Annotated in this window: 14 protein-coding genes and 1 pseudogene; 1 reads left to right on the top strand and 14 read right to left on the bottom strand. The window is 47.0% G+C overall.

Translation table 11 applies throughout. The features are described 5' to 3' along the window. Positions 1-11: 11 nt before the first annotated feature. Positions 12-1,139, bottom strand: coding sequence for a deoxyribonuclease IV (locus tag ACWA2B_RS01560; protein ID WP_449291627.1), 1,128 nt, complete (start codon positions 1,137-1,139; stop codon positions 12-14). Between the two features lie 416 nt (positions 1,140-1,555). Here ACWA2B_RS01560 and ACWA2B_RS01555 point away from each other — a divergent pair. After that, positions 1,556-2,469, top strand: a pseudogene (locus ACWA2B_RS01555) (TIGR01777 family oxidoreductase). A 201-nt stretch (positions 2,470-2,670) separates the two neighbouring features. Here ACWA2B_RS01555 and ACWA2B_RS01550 read toward each other — a convergent pair. The 13 genes from ACWA2B_RS01550 to ACWA2B_RS01490 form a co-directional block, all read right to left on the bottom strand. After that, positions 2,671-4,473, bottom strand: coding sequence for a DUF6382 domain-containing protein (locus tag ACWA2B_RS01550; protein ID WP_340884749.1), 1,803 nt, complete (start codon positions 4,471-4,473; stop codon positions 2,671-2,673). Positions 4,474-4,536: 63 nt separating this feature from the next. Next, on the bottom strand, positions 4,537-5,049 hold the full coding sequence (locus ACWA2B_RS01545) for an A24 family peptidase (protein WP_025722689.1): 513 nt from the start codon (positions 5,047-5,049) through the stop codon (positions 4,537-4,539). Between the two features lie 86 nt (positions 5,050-5,135). Continuing rightward, positions 5,136-6,131 (bottom strand): TadE/TadG family type IV pilus assembly protein, encoded by a 996-nt coding sequence (locus ACWA2B_RS01540; protein WP_039269666.1) that lies wholly within the window; start codon positions 6,129-6,131, stop codon positions 5,136-5,138. Then, positions 6,100-8,316, bottom strand: a complete 2,217-nt coding sequence (locus ACWA2B_RS01535; protein WP_449291626.1) for a hypothetical protein — start codon at positions 8,314-8,316, stop codon at positions 6,100-6,102. The genes ACWA2B_RS01540 and ACWA2B_RS01535 overlap by 32 nt, the downstream gene beginning before the upstream one ends. Before the next feature lie 40 nt (positions 8,317-8,356). Continuing rightward, positions 8,357-9,025, bottom strand: a complete 669-nt coding sequence (locus ACWA2B_RS01530; RefSeq protein ID WP_029516367.1) for a TadE family protein — start codon at positions 9,023-9,025, stop codon at positions 8,357-8,359. Beyond that, a complete protein-coding gene (locus ACWA2B_RS01525; RefSeq protein ID WP_013309278.1) occupies positions 9,025-9,216 on the bottom strand; it encodes a Flp1 family type IVb pilin in 192 nt (63 codons plus the stop codon). Before ACWA2B_RS01525 ends, ACWA2B_RS01530 begins: the two co-directional genes overlap by 1 nt. A gap of 13 nt (positions 9,217-9,229) precedes the next feature. Continuing rightward, entirely contained in the window at positions 9,230-10,114 is an 885-nt protein-coding gene (locus tag ACWA2B_RS01520) for a type II secretion system F family protein (RefSeq protein ID WP_340884746.1), read from the bottom strand. Between the two features lie 6 nt (positions 10,115-10,120). Next, positions 10,121-10,912 (bottom strand): type II secretion system F family protein, encoded by a 792-nt coding sequence (locus ACWA2B_RS01515; protein WP_318626876.1) that lies wholly within the window; start codon positions 10,910-10,912, stop codon positions 10,121-10,123. After that, complete coding sequence (locus tag ACWA2B_RS01510) at positions 10,909-12,156, bottom strand: CpaF family protein (RefSeq protein WP_449291625.1); 1,248 nt, start codon at positions 12,154-12,156, stop codon at positions 10,909-10,911. The genes ACWA2B_RS01515 and ACWA2B_RS01510 overlap by 4 nt, the downstream gene beginning before the upstream one ends. A gap of 15 nt (positions 12,157-12,171) precedes the next feature. Beyond that, positions 12,172-13,329, bottom strand: coding sequence for a P-loop NTPase family protein (locus ACWA2B_RS01505; protein ID WP_029516363.1), 1,158 nt, complete (start codon positions 13,327-13,329; stop codon positions 12,172-12,174). 533 nt (positions 13,330-13,862) lie between these two features. Next, positions 13,863-16,190 carry a histidine kinase gene (locus ACWA2B_RS01500; protein WP_340887071.1) on the bottom strand — a complete coding sequence of 776 codons (2,328 nt, stop codon included), beginning with the start codon at positions 16,188-16,190 and terminating at the stop codon, positions 13,863-13,865. A gap of 215 nt (positions 16,191-16,405) precedes the next feature. Next, positions 16,406-17,293, bottom strand: a complete 888-nt coding sequence (locus tag ACWA2B_RS01495) for a metal ABC transporter permease (protein ID WP_029516360.1) — start codon at positions 17,291-17,293, stop codon at positions 16,406-16,408. Beyond that, positions 17,290-18,219, bottom strand: a complete 930-nt coding sequence (locus ACWA2B_RS01490) for a metal ABC transporter permease (RefSeq protein ID WP_029516359.1) — start codon at positions 18,217-18,219, stop codon at positions 17,290-17,292. The genes ACWA2B_RS01495 and ACWA2B_RS01490 overlap by 4 nt, the downstream gene beginning before the upstream one ends. Positions 18,220-18,223: the final 4 nt, after the last annotated feature.

Genomic DNA, 18,223 nt, shown 5'->3' with positions numbered 1-18,223 from the left:
TCCCCCTTAGCTTATACCGTCACTGGCAAATGACTGCCGGCAAACCAGGCAATCAACCGTTGATTAATGTGTTCTTCGCTCAAATCTGGAAATAGTGCTGCTTCCGTTATCATGTCATACAGACGCTCCAACGGCTCACGTGGATCGGCTTTTCTTGCTTTGGCATCATTTTTCAGCAGAGCCCAGGTGTCCAGAACAAATTTACGGACATCCACATCCTGTTTTTTGAAAAACGAATGCAATTGCTCTACCTGACCCAAAAACTCATCCCCAAAGCGCTCCTTTACATTTCCGCGAAGCAGGGCAATTTCAACCTCATACATCGGACGCTGAGTTTTGGCTTCCTTCCCAATCCATGGCGTCTCCAAAATAAACGGACGTCCTTGAAGTGCTTCATGATGCACCACATTATGAATAGTCTGATAGCCAATCCAGCCTGATCCGATCGGAGTATGGCGGTCTTTATGAGCGCCAACTGGATTTTTACTGTCATTAATGTGAACAACTGCAATGCGATTCAAGCCGACAATACGGTCGAACTGCTCCAATACACCGTCCAGATCATTTACGATATCATAACCCGCATCGTGAATGTGACAGGTGTCCATACAAACCGTAAGACGCTCGTTACGCTCTACTTTATCTATAATGGAGGCAATCTCCTCAAAGCTACGCCCCATTTCCGTTCCTTTGCCTGCCATCGTTTCAAGCGCGATGTTAACATCTGTCTCCTTCACGCCGTTCAGTACCTCGTTCAAACCATCGGCAATACGCCCGATTCCATATTCCGCATCCTTATCGGTAAAAGCGCCCGGATGCAGCACAATATTTTTCACACCTATCGCGTATGTGCGCCGAATTTCCTCCTGAAGAAAGCTGACCGCAAGCTCATAGGTATTTTCTTTGTAAGAGCCAAGGTTGATGATATACGGGGCATGCACCACGATATCTTCCATTCCCTTCTCAGCCATTAACTGCTTGCCTTCCTCCAAATACATGGACTCCATCGGCTTACGACGCGTGTTTTGCGGTGCTCCCGTGTATATCATAAAGGAGCTGGACCCGTAAGTAGACGCTTCTTTTGTAGCGCTGAGCAGACCCTTGTCCGAGAAGGACACATGAGAACCAATTTTCAGCATGACCCTGATTCATCCCCTTATCCTGTTATGCTTGTCTTATTTTAATTTAATCATTTTAACGTGATTATTGAAATCAAACAACATAGCTTTTATGGCAACTTTCTTAAATCAGGATTTTGCAAAATTCGATTCCAGTCGCTCCAAAGTGCAATATACAGACGAACCAGACCATTTCGATCAATATATTCTTCATTGAAAGTCGCTTATTGGGCTTTTGCAAAATCCTCAAATAACTCTATTAAGGGAATACGTAGATAAAGTACACATCAGAATATATGTTAGTCAAACAGGGGTAAATAAAATCATGGATTGACACTTAACCGTATAAAGGACATTCATATGAAGTTTTTTTCTCTCGAAAAGGGTTATATTCTATAACGGATGTATTTTTGTGAATTGGAAGGAGAGCTGGCTCCATGAACATCATCGTATGTGGAGGAACTGGATTGGTGGGGAGTGCACTGGTCAAAAGCCTGCTAGACGACGGATACACCGTGAAAGTCGTTACCCGCAAGCCACTGGTAGGACACGAAGCGAGCCCCCGCTTGCAATATATGAGCTGGAACGAATTAAAACAAAAGCCTGAAGTACTGGAAGGCACAGATGCGGTCGTTAATTTAGCAGGCGAAACGCTGAATCAGCGCTGGACGGATAAGTCCAAACAAAGAATTCTTCAATCTCGACTGCTATCTGTTGCCCGGTTGGCTCAAGCATTGAATGCTCTACAAAAAAAACGAAAGTAATCATTCAGGCTTCTGCTGTTGCCGCCTATGGTACATCCCTGACCGAAACATTCGATGAAACGAGCCCGCGCTGTTCGGGAGATTTTCTGTCTCAGGTGGTTGAGCAATGGGAAGAAGCAGCCAATGCCTACCCTTCTGAAGCCCGTTTAATTAAGTTACGCATTAGCCTTGTGCTGGACAGAAAAAAAGGGGCATTCCCACTCATGAAGATGCCTTATAGCTTCGGATTCGGCGGCAAAATAGGTAGCGGCCATCAATGGATGAGCTGGATTCATATTGAAGATATCGTTCGTCTGATCACGTACTGCATCCATACGACGGAAATTGTCGGGGCAGTGAATGCTTCATCACCACAACCCTTGACGAACGACCAGTTTGGGAGGACAGTAGCTACGGTATATCACCGTCCGTACTGGTTTCCCGTCCCCAGCATTCTCGTTTCAAAGCTAGTTGGTGAGATGAGCACGCTAGTATTGGATGGTCAGAAGGTAATACCGCGCAAAGCGCTGGAGCACGGATTTAAGTTTCACTATCCTTCACTTAAGGACGCTCTTAAAGAACTCCATTCTTCCCAAAAACAGCATTGAATTGAAAAAGAGGAACTCTTGGCTGGTAGGTAGTGTCACTACCAGCTTAGGGTTCCTCTTTTTAGTCAGATACAATCTCTCAAGCAGACTACAAGTTATTAAGATGCCCCATTTTATTCCCATGAATAGTCCACTATTCATAAAGAAAGAAGCTCTGAATATAACAGGCCTCTTCTTGACATATATCCATATAACCTTCATTTATGATGCATTGGAGGATTTAAAAGAGTCCAACCGGTAAGTATAAGAAACTCCAGCGATTTTAAAAGTATCTCCATCCTTCATTGTGTACTCCTTATAAGGCACCATAGGCTCTCCATTCAGAACAGTTCCATTCGTCGAGGATAAATCCTTAACAATGTGGCTATGTTCTCCTGTAACTATGCAAAGCTCAATATGAGAACGGGAAGCTCCATCCGTATGCTCTACAAACTGAACCAGTTGCGGATCTCTCCCGATGATAAAACTGCCTGCAACGAATTGGTCTGGCTGCAACCGGATGCGCTCTGTCCCTCCACTACCTGGTGGCTTGCGATCCAGGCAAGCCATCGGTGATTGCTGCACTGGTGAAATCTGCATCTCTTGATCTGCACGAAGCAGCATCGTTTCCTGCTTAGATGCAGCATTTAGAAGCTCCGTTACCCCGGAGAGAGACTTATAATAAGCCTCGCTGGTATCACTGGCTTCCAATTCATTTCCCCGTTCCGCACCTTTCCACGATGGCTCGTGTAAGTCACAATTTGCTGAAGTTTTCTTACTATTTTCCGCAACTCGATTTCCCACGCTCTTAGATTCTGAGTTTGGAAAAGTCCATCTCCAGTCCTCCGGCCCTTGATCACTCGAATCGGAAGATTGCTTGTCTTGATGATGACGTCCCGCTACAAATCCGGTCAGCTTATCTACCTGATAACGATCATTTTTGCGCTGTGCTGGGGAAGAAGTAGTTCCTAACCATTCCGAATCCAATACAGGTACTGAATCGCTGTACATATGAGATGAAGTTCGATTGCGCTCCCATTTCCCCGTCCAGCTTATATAAGCAACAGCGGCAAGTACCAAGGTCAGCACCATGGAAATAATCAACGGTACCGTCTCTGGATGGTCCAGATAAATATAACGCCACACGATGGCCGAAGCGAGCAGACATCCGAGAGCAATGTAGGTTTTATATTTTTGCAATCCAGGCTCCACATCTTCTACTTCGTTTTCTGTTACATGCTCGGAATTCTCCTCTGGTTTCACGGACGGTTTGAGCCGATTGATCCGTTTAAGCTCCTGAATCTCCTGTAGAGTTTCCCGATGCTCTCGCGCGTATGTTCCGCCACGATCCGTATAGTTCCCCTGTGAGGTATGAGCAGATAGGATAGGATCGGCTGATGAAAAGGCTCGCTCTTCCATACTTTCTGCCTGCACGCTAGCACTCTCTGTACCAGCCTTCATTCCTTGCAACAGCAGTTCCTTTAGCAAACCCAATTCAAATTCATTTCTATCACACAGATCGAGTATGCGTTGTATATTTTCTCCCTGAAAGTGGGCCACACGAGTCATTAAACGAATAACCATCTGCTTAAATTGACTGCCTGTTTGCCCTGCATACTGTACACTGCGTAAAGGAACATAGGTTAAACTGGCGGTTTCCCTTGTACCTGAACCACTTAGAAAAATATAATCCTCGTGCAAAATAAACTGGCGAATATCTAACATATATTGCGGGCTGCGATGGAGGGCATCTGCCACTTCAAAAAGAATCCGGTAGAAATCAGAAGTCGACACGCCCCCACCTTTCCATAACTGGGAAAGCATGCGTTGCCCCGAAATGTCGTAATGTAACTCAATCTGAAAATCGACTTCCTTTATTCTAAGTTCCAGTAGACCGGGAATCCGATTACCAGTCATCATTCCAGTTTGCACGGAATTTAAATCATCGGTTTTGAGCCCGTCTTCCTTGTTTAGAATCATAAATGTCCCGCCGTTCCGGGCAAAATCCCTGCTTAAACCAAACAATTCATGACCTCCTTAACAATTTCCTATCTCCGTGAGGTAGCATGATCTCCCCCAGCGGACATGTCATGGCAAGAAGTAAAGATAAGCACTGATCGCCCCCGGAATGACTGCCGTCATAAAAGGAAACCTGAGGTGTGCTTCATTTCCACTGGTCAGTGCTTTTCCACTGCGAAATAGAAAAAATCCTCCTAAATTAAAAGCTACGCGCCGCAGTCTCATGATGGTTTCCCTCTTCCATAGCAAAATCCCTATGCCAATAATACCTGCAAAAAAAATCGAATATAAAGCTGACTGCCATGCAAAAGCGGCACCTGTCCATGCTCCAATCAAGCCGAACAGCTTCACATCTCCTGCACCAACAGCTCCCATCCAGTACAAAATCAGCATGAACCCAAATCCGGTACCCAGTCCAGCAACAGCAAATAAAAAACCGTGCCACCCCCCAAATAGAGTATTGAATACCAAGCCTACCACTATGCCGGGCAATGTAAGCTTATTAGGGATTTTCATGCTACGTAAATCCGTAACTAACGCAATCGCGAGCAGAACTCCGCATACAATATACATCCACGTCAATGCGATCTTCCCCCTTTATAAAAATAGAACTAGCAGACTGCCAAATCATTTTCCATCGTAGCTATCCCTACAAGTCTATATCCATCCTATCCATCAGCTGGCTTTTCCACGGTAAACGGAACTTCTATACGTTGACCATCCTCTGTTTCAATTACAAAGCTCCATTGACCAGGTGTTGTGTTCGTTCCCACAAACCAGTTCCATTCTATAATCCCGTCCGCGTTGGCAGAGGTCCAGCCCAAGTGCTGAGCTGTGCTTTCACCCGACTTATAAAGCACAGAAAGGTTAGCAGTCGTCCCAGGCTCAACCTTGGCCTTGATTAAATTGTACACACCCTTCACAGCAGGTTCAGGCTTAACAAGCAACTGTATGGAATGCTCCGCATCCTTGTCTCCCGTCGCATTTCCTGTACCTGCTCCTTCCCCTGTGTCGCCAATCCAAAGACGTTCCTCAGCTGCCGCCTGAAGCACAATGCTGCGATACAGAAAAGGAACCTTCATCGGCAGTTCATACGACAGTTCTACTCTAAAATATGGGTCCTTAGTTCCTGTAAGAGCAGGTACATGTACGCTCGTTATATGAATACGGTCATATTCCAGAATGCTTTCCTCCATAAAAGGCTTTAGCATCGGCTTCAAAACAGGATCGAGTGCAGCTTCCGTAAATCGCCCCCGCAGTTCCTCCATCGGCTTTTGACCGCCCTGAACAGCGCTTTCTACCCAATCACCAATTGGAGGTGGCAACTGGGCAGCGAATTGGCTTGCATATTCACTCACAGATAACTTGGGCAGTTCATCCAGCGGTTCACGCACTGCATCTATTTTTGCGGACGCCGCCTCCACGGCTAGAGAAACTGGGTAGATTTTAGCCGAAACCTGTTTAACCGCTTCTGAAGCGGTGGTCTGCAACGCTGTAGATACCAGTGTCATCTGAACCATATAAATGAGAAAAATAATAAAAAACAGAAACATTGGCAACACCAATGACGCTTCTAAAACAATACTTCCTTGTTCACATTGCTTTTGCCCACAAACTTTCCGTAAACACCGATTAATAGGAAAAATGCGCTGTTTTCGTGACATAGTACACACTTCCCTTAATACTCTCGCCTTCTTTTGAGGCGGTCCCGAGCATCTTCATTACCCCAGGTAGAAACCACAGCCTCATCCCATTCTTGACCTCACCCGTTGCATACGTTTGCCGCTCAGCAGGATTGACATCTGTATTCAGACGGATCAGAGCCAGCATACGGGACATTTTTCGTTCATTATTGCTATGGAGCATCAGGAACAATCGCAAATGATCCTTGTATGTCATTCGAAATTTCAGAAAATCAGACAATGGCACGTCCCCCTTTTGTGCCAGCATAATCATGTCTTCTATCGCTTTTTCTACTCCATATAACAAAGCTGCCGCCAAAACGACCAGCGGATTACCTTTTGAGCTGTTCTTAACCAATCCCTCCATTGTTCGAATGGCAAGTCTCATAGCAAAAATTTCTCCATAGGCGGATGCCAGATTACCCGTCGGATTATGGAACCCATACAAGATGTACTCAACTTCCTGATTATTCACCTCTAGCTGATCTTCCAAAATCTGTGCAGCATTTCCCACATTTCCACCCGATCCGGCCAAACTGCCAAAACGACTAAAATCCACATGATGGAAGTAAGAAAGCGCGTATTCATTCTGGTAAAACTCGTCTCCCAGTTGAGTCAGTAAATTGGATGCCGCACCGTATAGACCATCCATACTATCCATGGAAGATCCTGCTGCATCATAGGTGTCATAGGACAAATCAGCGGATACAGATGGACTGGATGTAGACTGGTTAAACGAAATACTTTCATTGTAATACTGCTCCAGATTTTGGAATTGTTCTGCACTTTGTTTACCCTTGGATAGAACCTCAATAATCCGATAGGCTTGTTTGAGTTTGTTTTTCGCCTCTTTTTCCATTTTCTTGCGTTCTTTGTCCGGGCCGCGTCGCGTATCCATCGTCCTGGCTTCACCGTCGAGCACATTGGCGGGTCCCGCCCAAGCATACGCATTTAAGTATTTATCTATCTCCTTAAGCGTAGAAGCGACTTCTTGCTTGAGCATGTCTGCATTCAAAAATGGATCTGTATAAAAGGATAACGTACGCATCATACTCGTTATTCTATTGTTAGCAGTATTTATAGAAGTCCGTTGCTTTTCAATTTCTGCTTCCCATTGCTCAAATTCCTTGTCTGGAATCAACAAATCCTCTGCTTTTTGCCGTGCGCTTCCTACCGAAGGATCTGCGTTGGAGCCTGTCCCGCTTGGAGTAGGGGCTGCTGAAACCTCATCGTAGCCTGCATTGGCCGCCCTCTGCTTATATTGGGCAATGACTTTGCGCATCTCTTCATTAATCTGTTGGGCCTCATTTAACGGTTCCTTGGCTTCCAGAAGCAACTTATCATGTTCTTCCCCAGCCTGAACCATGATCTGACGCAGGCGATCAAGCGCTGCCCTCGCTCTACGTGCATACTTTTCCATCTGCATGATTTTAACGTCGTCCACACTCTTCTTATTGTCTTCATATACATGTACGTAATGCTTATATTGAGCGGCAATATCGGCTACAACCTCAAGCGGGTCCCATATATACTGATTGGGCATATAGGTGCCCCTCTGTTTAATAATCCGCTTGCGAACCTCTTCCATATAAGCTCCTGCTTTACGCTGCTTCTCCAGCATGTCATCCAGTTTGGCCTCTCGTCTGTCGTATAGCTTTTGCAGCCGTTTCAGCAAATCTACCGTATGAGAAGCCTCTTTCATATTTTGAGAGAGCGGCTTCAGCTTTTCGAGCACTTCAAACGTAAAATCGACAGGTGCTTTATACTTCATCTCTTCACGGATCTGCTCGTTAAATATGGCATATTTACCAAGCTCCCTTTCCATTTGCAGGGAACTAGAATCCAGCTTCATATTCATAAGCGGTAGCGTTTCTGCGCGTGCCGTACGCCGCGCGCTATCATTCAGCACTTTGACCATAATTTGTTCTCCGCCGCCTTCGCCATAAGCAAACAAACCGTACTCCTGTTGTAATGTCGGATCATAAGCAGACATCACTGAACGAACCGCCGCATGGGTCAGCCGTTCGGTCTGCACATGCAGTGCAGCAATTCTCGCGTAATCAATAAATACAGCAATAAAACCGAACATGACCGCCAAAATCAGAATTAAAAAGACCGTGACAGCACCTGATTCCCCGTCCTTTGTATTGTGACCCTTACCAAACACCCGCTTCCTCCTTCCCAGTTACATTCCTATTCCTTACTTCTCACTGACCATTTTGACCATATTGCATCAATACTTTGCCTACAACTGCCGAATCTACCTTTTCACCTGATCCTCTGCCCATAAACTTCGCACCATAATAACGGACCAACTCCACCGTACGAATCCATTCCACAGGTTCGACCACGCCAGAGCTCATTTTCCCTTGAAAATCTGTCTGATCTAAAAACTGATTCAGCAAAGGTACCTTCACGATTTTATTTAACTTTGTGGTCACCTTACGGTGAATCATACTGTTCTCATATGTCATCTGCCCCTGCATGCCCGCAGGCATATTATTTTCTGCATTGGACAGCTTTTGAGCAGGTAACGAGCCTCCCCCATTGCCGCCTGGAACCTGTACACTTTCCTGATTGTTGGCTCCGGTCCAGCCAAACAGGGCTCCGAGCATAACATCATCCTTCAAGCGCCAATAGAGAGAATCTCGTTGCCCCTGTGTAAATGCTCCCGTACGTGGGTCCTTGAAGCTGTTATCCCAACTGTAAGCGGCCCTTTCTGAAGCAGTAGCAGCGACCTGCACCAATATAGACTTTTGATATATGTACAGGCAAAAAAATAACATCACAAAAATGACCAGCAGTAGAATGGGAAAGACGAGGGAAGCTTCCAAGGAGAAGCTCCCGTCCTCTTTTTGTGCCAATTTGCGCAGCATTATGAATCCATAAAATCGTTACTTTTTTTATCCGCCTTTTTCAAAAGCCCTTCTACAATTTTCTTGATCTGATCCTTGAAAATAATTGCCACCGCAATCAGAATGGCAATGATCAGGATCATTTCTAACGTACCCAGACCATCCTCATCCTTGTACAATTTACGAATACTGCCCGTTACTAATGTCATCATCGTTGTATTCCTCCTACATATTCATCATCATTAAAGCCGGAGCGCCCACGAGCACAATTACCGTTAGCAAAATCAGCGCCATCGGGAATACCAGCTTAGATGAAGCCTGCTCCCCTCTTGTGCGGCTAATTGAAGTCCGCTTGCCCCATAACGTCTGGGACAACTCACGTAAAGCCATCACGAAATCGCTCCCGCCGCGCCTCATATTCAACAAAACTGTCGTCGTAAATACTGTCATTTCCTGAATACCACAACGTTTGCTCAGGTGCTCAAATGCCTGTTGAAAGGAAAAGCCGCTTTCCCATTCTGCCACCGTCTGCCTCAGTTCTCGATACAACGGATGTTCCGTATCCGCCCCTTTACGTTCCACGCAATGTAGCAATGCCCGTTGTACCGTCTCACCTGCACCTACTAAAAGCATCATTTTACTCAACAGTTCAGGCAGTTCCATTAAAATTTGCTGATCCCGCTTCTGTACTTTCCCGTGCAAATCCTTGATCAGCGCGATGGGTACCAGAAGACCAAGTCCCAATCCGAGCACCAGCCCGGTCGCATCCCCACCCAGCAAAAGCGATACTATAGCTCCACCAGCAGCCATCATATATCCGTAACCCAACATTTCTGCCAGAAAAAGCATCGTTTTTTCTCCGCTGTTGCGCATACCATACAGCTTTTGCACCGAACGCTGGAGCTTGAACATTAGCAAAGGCAGCCTATGAGTAGCACGTGAAGCATGAATCATGTGTACAAATGGGACTGAAAGTCTTTGCAGCCGCAGTCCCTCCAACTTCATATGGCGAAAATGCGCATACTTAGCACCGTGCATCTGGTTCAGCACCACCCAACCTCCCACTTGCAGAACCAGCATGACCAGACAAATCAACATCACCACACCCATCTCTCCTTACACTTCAATCTTCATAATGTGGTTGATCCACACGAGACACCCACCAAGCACCAATAAACAAAAGGTTGATAAAATCATACCTGTACCGCTGTATAAGGGCATCATGTAATCACCCGCTGTCATGGTCATAAACAATACAAACAAAAAAGGCGCCGCAAACATAACCCTCGATTCAAAACGTTTCTGCGCAATCATTACACCGATCTCCTGCTGAATTTCCAGCTTCTCACCAATGACACTTGAAGCTCGTCTTACGACTTCCACCAGATCACCTCCGGTTCGTTTGCAAGCCGCAAATACGTCCGCAAAATTAGTAATATCTTCCATCTGCGCCCGACGGGCCAAATCCTGCAAAGCGGTTTCTACAGGCTGTCCGATTTCGAGACAGGCGGTAATAATGTTAAATTCAAAAATCAGGTCGTGATCTCCATCTGGACTAAGCAATCTCAAATCCTCTACTGCCTCACGAAAACCATTCTCCACCGACCTTCCCGCTGAAAGAGAAGACGAGAGCGAATATAAAGCCTGTTTGAATTGGATGCTTAGGGCAGACCTGCGTCTTTGCAGCAAAAATTGCCTAAAATAACGAGGCATCACCCCAGCCCCGGCAGCGCACAGCAACGATAATATCCATTGGTGATAAAATAGATAACCGATCATCGCGAACAACACGCCACTAAAGAATATGCACAGACTTTTTTGGACTGTCGATAATGTATACACCGTATAATCTGGCAGAGAAGGGGCCTCACGTGATACTTGCTTGGCCGCCGTTTTTCCTGACTTCACGCTGATACGCCTCCCCTGTGCCAGTTTTCCGGATTGATCCTGGCCATTTGCAGCTTCAACGTATGTTGCAGACCCTCGCCACAACGTTCCAGACCTCCTACGATTCGCCCCTTGCTTTCTCCTCGCTCCTGAAACCGATAAAGGGGGTTAAGCGTCACCTCACCCTTTTCAAAACCAATCACTTCGCTAATTTCCAGCACTCGTCTGGATTTGTCGCGCATCCGTGACAGATGAACAAATATATCAATGGCCGAGCTGATCTGCTGTCGTACTACTCCAAGCGGAAGCTCTGCCCCTCCCAGCACCATCGTTTCCAGCCGGCTGACCATATCGCGGATATTATTTGCGTGGCCAGTTGACAGCGATCCATCGTGTCCTGTGTTCATCGCTTGCAGCATATCCAATGCCTCACTCCCCCGGACCTCACCCACCACAATGCGGTTGGGCCGCATACGCAGGGAGGAACGAATCAGATCACGAATTGTGATTTCTCCCTTCCCCTCGGTGTTCGCATTCCGTGTTTCCATGGAAACCAGATTAGGGACCGTCACAATTTGCAGCTCTGCTGAATCTTCAATGGTAATAATCCGTTCAGATGGCGGGATAAATTGGGATAATGCATTCAGAAAAGTTGTTTTACCAGAACCCGTTCCTCCGCTTATAAAAATGTTGTACTTGCTACGTACCAAGTCCTTGAGCATAGCAGCGGCTTCTGCATCCAGCGCACCCATTCGTATCAAGTCATCCATCGTCATAGGACGCTCGGGAAACTTCCGTATGGTCATCGTCGGACCCTTGAGAGCAACCGGAGGTAGCACAATATTTACGCGTGATCCATCCTTTAATCGGGCATCCACAATGGGGGAAGCCTCATTCACAATTCGATTCACCCCGGCTACAATCGTCTGGATTAAATCCTCCAGTCGCTCGCGGGATTCAAATTGATCGGATACCTGCATCACCTCACCAGCCCGCTCCACAAAGATTTCCCGGTGACTGTTGATCATAATTTCCGTAACGGTCGGGTCGTCAATCAATGGCTGGAGTACGTCCAGCCCACGGAAAGAGTTAAAAATCTTGCGGACAAGTGCGTGCTTCTCACGGGAAGTTAAGCCCACCAGCTCTACATCGTGTAAAATTCGATTTTCAATATGCCGTACCAGATCTGCATCCTTTACCGAAGACGTTACGTCCAGCCCGTTTCGGATATCTGCTCGCAATGCCTTAAATCGTCCCTCATTCATGTTCATCAGCCCCTTTTAAGACCAAACGGTGGCCGGATGTGTTACACCGTCCACATTCAGCAGCTCGCGGCATAGATGACGAATTTCCCGCTGATAAATTGGTGAACTTAGCAGCAGCTCACGGTGCTGCATCTGTTTCCATGAAGGTATATAGGGTAACGCTCCGTTTAGCTCCATGAAGTCACGAGGTAACGAGTTGATCATAGTTCCCATATAGCGGTTCACCACAAAGCTGGTTTTGCATATCATGTCTTCAAGCCCTTCAGGCCGCGTGGTTTCTAAAACATCCAGCCATAATCCGCACTTGTGCATGCTCATTAAATCGTCTGCCAGCAGCCAAATCAGCTTATGACTAGCTTCAAGCACGGCTTGAGCCCGATCACCTTTTTCAGAATCGCCATCTACGATCACTACATCATACTGTCCACTTTCGGCAACTGTTCGAATCAGCTCTTTCGCTTCATCACAAGTCATATCCGTCAGCTCCTTGCGATTATAGACAGGCTGAAAAGTATCCGCCTGAATTTCAGGGCGACGAACACAATAGGAAGCAATGGATAACGGAGTCTCCTCACTCCCTTCTGCCTTGAGATCATAGAGCAGCCTGGACAGCCCTTCTCCTTCTGCTCCGCTAGCACTGCCTGAACCAGTGAATAATGAGCTTGAATCCACCGTCTCCAGATTCAGATAGAATACCGAATATCCCTCATTCCCCAGCTGTTTGGACATATTGAGTGCGGCCGTTGTCTTGCCCAGTCCTCCGGAAGCTGCTACCATGCCGATAATCATCCCACCTTCCCGGCTGTTTACACTTTTCCGACCATTTGACTTCTGTCTCGCCGTTTCCAAAATAAAACCGACCAGTTCAGATAAAGGCTGATATTTTAATAAAGGCTGTCCATATTCGCTCACTTGTTCTCCCTCATGCAATACCAAACAAGGAATATCAGCAGCTTCCCTGTCTGTCCATAGATTCAAAAAGGGAGTTTCACCAACCACCACATCCGGTCTTTTCATTCCGCTGGTTTCCATCATGTATTGATGAAATGCCTCCGGTTGCGAAAAAGCCGTTATTCTCAGCCTTCTAGCGTACTCGCTTACGTGAACATAATTCAGCAGCGGCTCAATATAATCCCGACCTTCTACGGCTAATACCACTTTCACTGGAATCATAATGCTCATCCCTTCCCTAACACAACAACGCAAAAAAGCACCGTTCATCCATCCGTAAGTACATACGGTTGGTGAACGGTGCTTCCGTCACGTGCAATCTATTTACTGGTAGAATAGCATAGCGCTTATATTAGAGCAAGTATTTTTTGTGCAAGTATCTTCCAAAATCCTCGTACTAAGAGAAGGCGGGCAGTCTAGCCCCGCCTCCTACCATCTTCATCTTAGTAGAATTTGTGGTGACGACGATGACAGTCATGATGGCGATGATGGCGATGATGACGTTTCCGGCAATGACATTTCTTATCAAAATCTTCATGTTTCCGATGATCACGTTCAAATTTAGGTTTAAACTTAATGACAGTCACCTTAATGATCTTCTTAAAGACACGTTTTTTTGGCTTTGGAAAATGACAATGATGCTTACGATGTTTAAACATTTAAATTCGCCTCCATTTCTTTGAGATAGAATATACTATGGAAGCAGCGAACCATCGGTAACCAGCATATGACTATTTATGAATTTGCTGGGCTAATTAATGATCTACCTCCAGCTTAATATCCGGATCATAATCCGCCACAATTAGAACATCCATATGACGTGCTTGACGGAGAATCCTCGGCACAACCGCAGACTTACCCCAACAGCTACTTCGGGAAGACTGCCCCACGATAAGCTGCGTTCCTGAATATCCTTCCACCGGAGCAATCAAAATGTCGGCAATCTCGCGTCGGCTGGAAACAAGCCGCATCTCAAAGGTTCCCCCCAGTCGGTGGGTCAGCAACTTTAGTTGTTCCAGACGAGGGTTCAGTCTCTCGGGTATACACTCACCGACATGAGCATACGTCACAATCCACACAGCCTTTAGCCGAAAGGCGATACGAAAACCACGGCGGATCAACCTTTCAGCATTTTCGCTTAGCGTCACGCCTACGAAGATCACTTCCTCCCTGCGCCACGGTCCCCGAAGTGATTCGTGTCGATCCCAGGATTCTAGCCGCTCATCTACGTCATCTGCCAATTCCCGCAGAGCAAGTTCACGCAACGCAATCAGATTGCCCAGTTTAAAAAAGTGGCTAAGTGCCTGCTCCACCTTCGCAGGATCGTATATTTTGCCCTCACGCATACGCTGCTGCAACGATTTGGGAGCCACATCAACAAGCTGCACTTCATCGGCCAGACGCATCATATGGTCGGGAACAGTCTCTCTCACTCGTATGCCAGTAATCTGTTCTACCGCATCATTTAAGCTCTCCAGATGCTGTACATTCATTGTGGATATCACAGAGATCCCTTGTTCCAAAATGGCGAGCACATCCTCATAGCGCTTGGATCTCAGACTTCCTGGGACGTTGGTATGAGCCAGCTCATCAATTAGCACCACCTCGGGATTGCGCCTGAGAATAGCTTCGGTGTCCATTTCTTCCAAGTGTGCGCCATGACGCTCAATGGACTGACGAGGGATCATCTCCAGAGAGCCTACCTGGGCCAATGTTTCTGCTCTTCCGTGCGTTTCCAGCAATCCGATAACCACATCAATCCCGCTCTCCAGCAGATCGTTTCCCTCTCTCAGCATCGTGTATGTTTTGCCGACCCCCGGAGCAGCGCCAATGTATACCTTGAGCTTGCCTCGCAGGATTTTGGCTGCCTCAGCCTGTGCTTCCTCAACGCTCAAACGATGATACGGGTCATTCTCTTCTACCTCCTGTCTCATCGTTGGTAAAATTCGCTCACCCTCCTGCTCGGCTCGGTCCGCAATCAGCAGTAGATCCATATTTTTCATTCGTTTTAAAATCCCGTTCACCAGCGATCCTTTCATCAGCTCCTGCCACGGAGTCTGCCGAGAATGTCCCATAACAATACGGGTAACATTGTGCGTCACCGCATAATGAATCAGTTGGCGAGGCAACCTTCTGCGGGAAAAAAGCGGGATTTCTTCAAATGTTGATCCTATCTTGTCGGCCAATTGCTCAATTGAGCGCTTAAAGGCTGCTGATTCCTTGGACAGCTTGCGCTTCGAGCTGACAAAGGAGACTACTAGCATATCTCCACCCAACCGCTTGGCGACCTGTTCCCCCCTGCGTACATAAATGGACCCATTCCAATGATATTGGACAGGTACCAAAATACGCTCTGCGGCTCCTGACGCCCCGTGCAAGCCCAACTCCTCCCGGTGCCGTTCCAGCGAATCATTCACATCCTCTGCTACCAATCGCAAGGCAAGCTCACGCAATTTACCCAGATTTCCCCGGTGAAACATCTCAGGATTGGGCGTATGCATGTAGCCTTTCGCCAGCCGTTCCAAAATCATCTCCGGGGTGGCATCAATCAGACGAATTTCATCCGCCAGCTCCAGTGTATCAACCGGAACCGTATATTCCGCTTCAAAGCCTGTCAGCTGATATACCCACTCCGTAATTCCTTCGAGCTCATAAACATTGACCGTCGTAATGACGCTAATCCCCTGCTCCAGCAAATACCGAATATCCTCCAGCCGTGTTGGAAATGGGGCGTCTTTCCGGTTATGATGTGCCAAATGATCCACCAGTACCACCTCAGGATTTCGTGCCACCAAAGCTTCCACATCCAGATCCTTTTGCTCCTCACCATCTTTTATCCAATGAATACTAGGCACTCGCTCCAACGTGCCGACCTGTTCCACGGTCTCAGGCCGCTGCATGGTCGATACCGCACAAATCACAACATCGATACCTTCATGCTGCAGCGACCGTCCCTCATGCAGCATGTGATACGTTTTACCCGAGCCACTGACCGCACCCATGTATATTTTGAGTCTGCCTCGATGCAATTTGTTAATCGAATCCAGTATTTCCTCTGGTGATTTACGTTTGAAGCTCTCCACTTTCGTTCCTCCCCACAGCGTAGCCGCTCGTTCCGTCCATCTTATATGGTTGTAATGAATGTACTCCCGTGTCCCAATCAATTCAAGATGATCAATCAAGCTTGCCCCAAAAAAAGCCGCACAGGGTAGCATAAGCGCAAAAAAACGTGCATTCAGGTCTCCTATGCCTGAATGCACGCTATTTTGGGTAACTCATATGGGATCACTTCCTACAATCACTTGCTATCTTCGCCAACGATCCCCCGTTGTTGAATTAACTTTTGCCATACCACACCATGAGACGGGGAAAAGAGAAAAGCCAAAAGCAGCAACACACCCGATACACACAGCATACATGCCGCAATAGAAGCATCCAATACACTTGCTGTGTAAAAGCCTGCGACCGAGCTGATGGCTCCAAGTCCGACACTGTATACAATCATACGGGACAACTTCTCCGTCAGCAAATAAGCGGTAAGAGGCGGTACAACGAGCATGCCAACCACCAGAATTGCGCCCACGCTCTCAAATGACGCCACCGTCGTTAGTGAGACGAGACTCATCAGCAGATAATGAAAAAAAACAACTGGAATGCCTAATGAAGCTGCCAAAGCGGGATCGAAGGAAGTAATTTTAAATTGCTTGAAAAAGCCCCCTATCACGAGCAAATTGATCAAAAACATCGCACCCGTAATCCACACAGCCCTCGGACCTACATCAAAGCCGGCTATCTCTAACGTATTCCACGGCACATAAGCAATTTCCCCATATAAAACGTGATCCATATCCAGATGGGCATTGGAAGCAAACACGCTGATCAGCAAAACACCGATAGCAAACAATGACGTAAACACCACGCCAATGGCAGCATCACTTTGCAGACCGCTTTGTTGGAACAGCTGAATCAAATACACCGTTAGAAGACCCAGCACTGCCGCACCAAACATCATCCACACCGAATCTCTCGATCCGCTAATGAGAAAGGCAATGACAATCCCCGGTAGTACCGCATGACTGATTGCATCACCGATCATAGCCATTTTTCGGAGCACAAGAAAGCACCCAACGATACTACATCCCCCTGCCACTAACATTCCCGTCAAAATTACATAAAATGAACTCATAGGGCACGCTCCTCCCTTGGCTGTGTTCCGACTGTCAGCTCCAGATTTTTCCTGGCGTTCAACCGAACGATAGCCTTGGAGATCATCCCGCGCTGCGGCGCAAAAATCAAGCTCATTCCAAACACCACAGTCGCACACAACACACATAACGGTCCTGTAGGCAGATTTTGCCCCAGAGAGCTAATGAGCGTCCCACCAAGCCCCGCTATAGCACCAAACAAGCCTGATAGACACACCATGACACCCAGCTTCTCTGTCCAGTATCTTGCCGACACTGCCGGGGTAATCAGCAAGGCAGCCATCATTATGACTCCCACGGCCTGAATGCCAGCAACCACCGCAATGACAATCAATAGCATCAACAACTTATCCAGCCAACCTGCCGGAAAACCAAGTCCGCGCGCAAAGCCAGGATCAAAGCTGAGCAACTTAAATTCCTTGAAAAATAATATACATATTCCGATGAGTACCACTGAAATTACCGCCATCGTATAGACATCAGACAATACCATTGCCGCAGCTTGACCAAATAGAAATTTGTCCAATCCGCTTTGGTTTCCTGCGCCACTATGCTGAATTTCGGTCAACAACATAATGCCAAAGCCAAAAAATACCGACAGCACCGCTGCAATCGCCGAATCGCTTTTAATTCGCGAATACCGGGTTAACGCACTGATAGCAAAGGTCGCAACAATCCCTGCAATGGCGGCCCCAATCATAAATCCAAACACAGATTTTGTACCTGTGATCATAAATGCCACACATACCCCCGGCAAAGCCGCATGTGCCAAAGCATCTCCCATGAGCGACTGCTTGCGCAAATACATAAAACTGCCAATCACCCCGCTGCTTAAACCGAGCAAAATGCAGCCCAGCAAAATCCACTGCATGTTTGGATCGGTCAAAAGCGTTGCCAAGCTTGTCATACTG

This window comes from Paenibacillus sp. CMM36 (assembly GCF_053570945.1).
This window is presented reverse-complemented; position numbering and strand designations above follow the sequence as displayed.

Excerpts from the sequence above, each read along its gene's own strand:
- ACWA2B_RS01560 (WP_449291627.1), bottom strand. The coding sequence starts at position 1,139 with ATGCTGAAAATTGGTTCTCATGTGTCCTTCTCGGACAAGGGTCTGCTC.
- ACWA2B_RS01540 (WP_039269666.1), bottom strand. The coding sequence starts at position 6,131 with ATGTCACGAAAACAGCGCATTTTTCCTATTAATCGGTGTTTACGGAAA.
- ACWA2B_RS01530 (WP_029516367.1), bottom strand. The coding sequence starts at position 9,025 with ATGCTGCGCAAATTGGCACAAAAAGAGGACGGGAGCTTCTCCTTGGAA.
- ACWA2B_RS01525 (WP_013309278.1), bottom strand. The coding sequence starts at position 9,216 with ATGATGACATTAGTAACGGGCAGTATTCGTAAATTGTACAAGGATGAG.
- ACWA2B_RS01520 (WP_340884746.1), bottom strand. The coding sequence starts at position 10,114 with ATGGGTGTGGTGATGTTGATTTGTCTGGTCATGCTGGTTCTGCAAGTG.
- ACWA2B_RS01510 (WP_449291625.1), bottom strand. The coding sequence starts at position 12,156 with ATGAATGAGGGACGATTTAAGGCATTGCGAGCAGATATCCGAAACGGG.
- ACWA2B_RS01505 (WP_029516363.1), bottom strand. The coding sequence starts at position 13,329 with ATGATTCCAGTGAAAGTGGTATTAGCCGTAGAAGGTCGGGATTATATT.
- ACWA2B_RS01495 (WP_029516360.1), bottom strand. The coding sequence starts at position 17,293 with ATGAGTTCATTTTATGTAATTTTGACGGGAATGTTAGTGGCAGGGGGA.
- ACWA2B_RS01490 (WP_029516359.1), bottom strand. The coding sequence starts at position 18,219 with ATGACAAGCTTGGCAACGCTTTTGACCGATCCAAACATGCAGTGGATT.